Raw genomic sequence first — 5,577 nt, 5'->3', positions numbered from 1 at the left:
CTCTTTGGGAGGGCGGACGCCCGACATGCACAGTTTCGCTTGTGGCAACAGTGAAGAAATTGGCAAATGCGATTGCCATGTCTGGAGAGCCATTCGGGATGGTTGCCGAGCACGGAAAATGCTATGCTTGGTGGTGACCCTTTTGTATGGGTTGGGCGGGGATCTTGTGGCAGCCGAGCGTTTTGAGCGGCGACCAGAGGATCGGGAGCGCTACAGCCATACTCTGGGCCAGCGGGAAGGCAAGGCGCGCAGTGAATGGCAACCAGGGGAGAGAGCCGCTCCAGGCGATTTTGTTTTTGGCGGCAGCAACTCTCAGCAACCTCAGGAAGAGGAAAAAGAGCAGAGGGAAACTCTTGGTTTGCGAGGGAGTCGTGGCAATGGACGGATGCAAAACAGCATTCAGGAACGACCGGCTCAGGGAGATTTGCCGTGAACGCGGAGAATAGGCTGTGAACTCGGAGAATAGACTGTGAATGGTGCCGGACAGAAACGGCGTTGGTTGGTGTTGGCAGGGCTGACGCTGTTGTGTCTGCTGCTGGCCTGGAGCGCCTGGTATCAACCTTGGCGCGGAGGCAAGGGAGAGATTGTCTATATCGGTTTGGCTGCACCTTTGAGCGGTACTTTTGCTGAGGTGGGTCTGTCGATGCGTCGTGGCGTGGAGTTGGCAATCAATGAGATAAACAAAAACAAAGAGTTGGGCAATATTCAACTGCGACTGGCCATTGCCGATGATCGCAGTGGTCTGGATGGCAACAATCGGGCAGAAGAGGCTGCGCGTGAGCTGGCAAGCAACAATAAACTGTTGGCGGTGATCGGCCACTATTTCAGTGCCCCTACCTTGGCGGCTGCCCCCATCTATCAAGAAAATCGTATCCCCCTGATTGCCCCAACAGCAACCAATCCGGCAGTGACCGGTCGTTTTCCGGGCAATTTCAGTATCATTCCTGATGATTATTATCAATCGGTATTTTTGGCCAATTATGTCTTGTATGGCTTGATGCGGCAAAAGATTGCAGTCATTCATAGCAATACCGCCTATGGTCGCTCATTGAATGATTTTTTTAACCGTGAGTTGACCATTCAGGGCAGCAAAGCTCTGCAGGTGGTAGAGGTGGATGCGCTTCAGTTTCGTCCAGAGGATCTGCTGCCGCATATGAAAAATTTGGCAGAGGCGGAGATCATCTTTTTGGCGATGAACTATACAGGGGCGGCAAACATAATTAAATGGCTGAAGGATAAAGGAATCAGTGCCGATTTTATCGGTGGTGAGAGCATGGGCGGACCCCATTTTATCCGCAATGCCGGTATCTATGCGGAAAATGTCTATGCCGTCACCCCCTATTTGCCCAATCTTCTGGGGGAGAGTGCTCGTTTGTATGAGGCCAACTTTGTACAGACCTATCAAACCAATCCCGACTGGGTAGCAACCCACTCTTATGAAGCGGTACGTCTGCTGGCCAGTGCTATCCAACAGGTGGGGCCGGTACGCACCTCGGTGCGCCAGTGGTTGAGTAAAATTCTTCGTGAAGAGGATGCGATTGACAGTATTGGCGGACCAATCTATTTCGACAGTCATGGTTCCAGTCGTCGTCCGATCGCCATCGGTGAGGTAAAGGGGGGACGTTTTGTTCCGGCCCGTTTCCAGTTTACCTATGTAAAATATCCTGAGCTGGTAAAAGCGCGCAAAGATAGTGTACGCGCCTTCAAGATGGATGGTCGTTTTGTCAAGCGAACCACAGTGGTCTTTACCGGCCTGCATGTCAACGAAATCAAATCATTCGATCCGGTGGCCGGCAATTTTGTGGCAGATTTTCTGCTATGGTTTCGTTGGGATCCCGATCAAAACGAAAAATTAAACTTTGAAATGACCTATGGAAAAGTATTGGCGGCGGCCATTCGGGAAAAATATTATGATCAGGCAACCAATAATAACTTTATCTCCTATGATGTCAGCGCCCAATTGGATGGGGTTTTTCCGCTGAAAGAGTATCCATTTGATCGCCAAGTATTAAAAATTCGTATCAAACCCAAGGTGAAAAACAAAGAGGATTTGATTCTGGTCACCGATATTTCTGATGACTCTTTTCTGCGTAAAGATTTGGGATTGAAAGCCTGGAAAGATATTCAACATATTCAGTTTACCAGCGAGCAGGAGAGTATCTGGAGCTATCGCAATCCCAAATATAACAATAAACTGTTTCAAATGAACAATTCACAGTTTAACTATCATGTGCTGTTGGAACGCAAAACCGATCAATATATCATAAAATTGCTGCCCTTGCTGGTTTTGGTCCTGCTGGCTTATGCCATGTTTTTCATCAACTTTGAGTTTACTGCCTCCCGCTTTACTGTGGGAGTGACCACATTATTAAGCTCGATGTCCTTTCACAATGTCAACAAGGTGGATGTGGGCTATTTGGTGCGTATCGATACCTTTTTTACCACCACCTATTATTTTATCTTTTTTGCCATCATCGAAACGGTGTTGGCCAGCGCTCTGCATATCAAAGGCAGAAAACCGCTGGCCGCTAAAGTGGATGCGGTGGCCATCGTCATCTATCCGCTGTTGATGTTGACTATGGCCTGGTTTCTCTTCAACTGATGCGCGTGGCTGCTTGCAGCCCGGAGAGCTTTTATGTTCAAAAAACTGCAACTGACAGTGCATTTGTTGACCCTGTATGGGGTGTTGGTCTTTTTTCTTTTGGCGGTCGGCAGCTATGCCTTGCTGGTGATCGATCGTTATGATGAGACCATTCATGCCGTTGATCGAGAGCAGTTTCCCTTGGCCCATATCGTTACCGAGATGACCAGGCATCAATTGGATCAGGTGTTGCGCTTTAATGAGGCGATGTTTTATGCCCGGATCAGTGATCGTGAAAAGTTTGAGGTCAGCAACGAAAAATTTGTCCAGGCTGGCAAGCGTTTCAGTGATGAAGTGTTGGAAGGGCGCAATGTGGCACAAAAGGCCATGGATCTGGCCCATTCCGAAGCTCGCATCAAGGAGATTGATGCCATCAAAACCCTGTTCAAGGGTATCGAAAAGTCGCACAGCGATTATGAACATTTGGGCGCTTCGTTGATTCGCAGCATCTATCAGTATGATTTTTTGTCCAGAAGTGAAGGGTTTACTTCCGCAGATCCCATGAGTGGCGAAGAGGAGGCCAATAAACATTTTGCCACAGTAAAAAACCTTCTTTCTGGTTTGGAGGATGAGGTACGTCGTTTGGAGGGGGGAATCAAGGATGTGACCGAGAGGGTCAAATTGCTGCCGCAAAATGTAGCTCTCGATTCCGAACGACAACGCGACCGTTTTTTCTACCGGGTTTTGCCGATGATGGGCTTTGCCATGGCGGTTGGCATTTTGTTGCTGTTCATCACTGTGCAGGTGCAAAAGGATCGGGAAGCGCAACGCTATAAGCTGCTGACACAATCTTTGGATCAATTGGCGGATTCTCTGCAACAGTTGCAGATTACCGTGGAAGGCAGTGAACCCTTATCGCAGCAGCTTTTTCAAGTGATGGGTGAACAGAGACCTGCCGTCAGTCGGGCTCTGAAAGATATGCAGCAGATGGTTTTGGATGCCGATTCGCTGCATATCTACTCCGGGCAGATGCAGGATGTGGTCAGTCAAACCGTGCAGGGATTGCAGCGCATGGAGGGGTTGATTCAAAGCCTGCACCAGGATGCAGAACGAATGTTGGCTACCGAATCGGAGACCGGTCGGGCATTGCGTCAGTTGAAAGATACCACGCTGCAGATCAACCTGCTCTCCACCAATGCCAGTGCCGAGGCGATGCGCTCGGAGGCTACGCAGCCCTTTGCGGTCTATTCTGATGCCATCAAAGAGTTGGCGCATATCAATCTGACGATGGCAGAGAGTATTGCCAATCGCACTTATGATACCATTCGACGGATTCAGATTGATCAAGAGCGGGCGGAACAGACGCAGGATCGTTTCAGCCAGTTGGTAGGATTGTTGAGTCGGGAACGGGAGTTGTTTGATAAAATTGTCGGGATGATGCAGCAGCAACCGATTCTTTTTCGTGAGGTGCAGGATATGGTCAGCGGGGTGAATGGAGCCTTTACTCTTGGCATGCCGTTGATGGAGCAGGTCAAATCTGGATGGCAGGTGGCCAGTATCCGTTTGCAAGAGGTGCGTGAGATGTTGGGTAATTGGCCAAAAGGGACATAGAGTCAAGGGAAGCGATAAGGAAAATATCTTTGTGACCTCTTTTATTTTGACATGTGGAGGATAGTTTGATGAGCGCAAAGGCTGATTTGCAACAAATCGTTGACGGGATCGATCTCCAGTTTGGTGATGAACAAACAGCATAGTATCGCTTCTTGGCTCAGGAGGATGTCGAATGAAATCAGGGGACAGAATGAAATCAGGGGACAGTATAATGAAATCAGGGGACAGTATATCAATTAACTTCCTTCCGAAATCGAAATCAGGGGACAGTATATCAATTAACTTCCTTCCGAAATCGAAATCAGGGGACAGTATATCAATTAACTGGTGTTCGATGGGAAATCCCGACCGAAATCCGACCGAAATCCAGGGACAGTATATCAATTAACTGGTGTTCGATGGGGAAATAGATATACTGTCCCCCGATTTCTATTTCCAACCGGGAAACGACGGATCTGGTTTTCTGTTTGTGATTTGCCAATGGAAGGGCCAGATCATAACAATATGTGGCCGGTTTGATTTACTCCTTGAATCCGAAATCGGGGGACAGTATATCAATTAACTGGTGTTCGATGAAATCGGGGGACAGTATATCAATTAACTGGTGTTCGATGGGGAAATACGAAATCGGGGGACAGGGAAATACGAAATCGGGGGACAGTATATCAATTAACTGGTGTTCGATGGGGAAATAGATATACTGTCCCCCGATTTCGATTTCCAACCGGGAAACGACGGATCTGGTTTTCTGTTTGTGATTTGCCAATGGAAGGGCCAGATCATAACAATATGTGGCCGGTTTGATTTACTCCTTGAATCCGAAATCGGGGGACAGTATATCAATTAACTGGTGTTCGATGGGGAAATAGATATACTGTCCCCTGATTTTATACTGTCCCCGGATTTACTGGATTTACTGTCCCCCGGATTCGATGGGGAAATAGATATACTGTCCCCGGATTTACTCAGGGTTGGAGCGTCCAGGATGCGCAGGCTCCACTCCTCCAGCATGGCTGGTTTGGCTGTGGAGACTTTTTCGATGGTCCAGGACGGCAGGCGGAAATCCGGGGACAGAGGCGGAAATCCGGGGACAGTATATCAATTAACTGGTGTTCGATGGGGAAATGTATACACTGTCCCCGGATTTTAGAGTTTGTAATGTTGACAAGGCCGATGTATCAACGGTATGATGGGGTGTCAAGCGCAGGGTCACAACTTTTTTCGTTATCTTTCAGTGCTATCTAGATATTTGCTGTTGGAGAATTTATGTCTGAAAATTCAGATCGTAGCTCAATTATCCTAATTAAACGGAACTTTCGGACAGAAAACAAATAATTCACATTTATAAACAATAGGTTGGCGCGTTTTAGTCCTGATTTTGTACC

3 protein-coding genes are annotated in these 5,577 nt (G+C 48.0%); all 3 read left to right on the top strand.

Features of this window, described 5'->3' with window-relative positions:
* Positions 1–433 (top strand): hypothetical protein (locus EJP87_RS13600; RefSeq protein ID WP_227657645.1); only part of this gene is annotated, 433 nt, incomplete at its 5' end.
* Between the two features lie 36 nt (positions 434–469).
* Positions 470–2,602, top strand: coding sequence for an ABC transporter substrate-binding protein (locus tag EJP87_RS13595; RefSeq protein WP_130472411.1), 2,133 nt, complete (start codon positions 470–472; stop codon positions 2,600–2,602).
* Between the two features lie 33 nt (positions 2,603–2,635).
* On the top strand, positions 2,636–4,192 hold the full coding sequence (locus EJP87_RS13590) for a methyl-accepting chemotaxis protein (protein WP_130472410.1): 1,557 nt from the start codon (positions 2,636–2,638) through the stop codon (positions 4,190–4,192).
* The last annotated feature ends 1,385 nt before the right edge of the window (positions 4,193–5,577 follow it).

Origin of the sequence: Candidatus Magnetaquicoccus inordinatus (assembly GCF_004217665.1) — a bacterium.
GTDB classification, from domain to species: Bacteria; Pseudomonadota; Magnetococcia; order Magnetococcales; family Magnetaquicoccaceae; genus Magnetaquicoccus; species Magnetaquicoccus inordinatus.
This window is presented reverse-complemented; position numbering and strand designations above follow the sequence as displayed.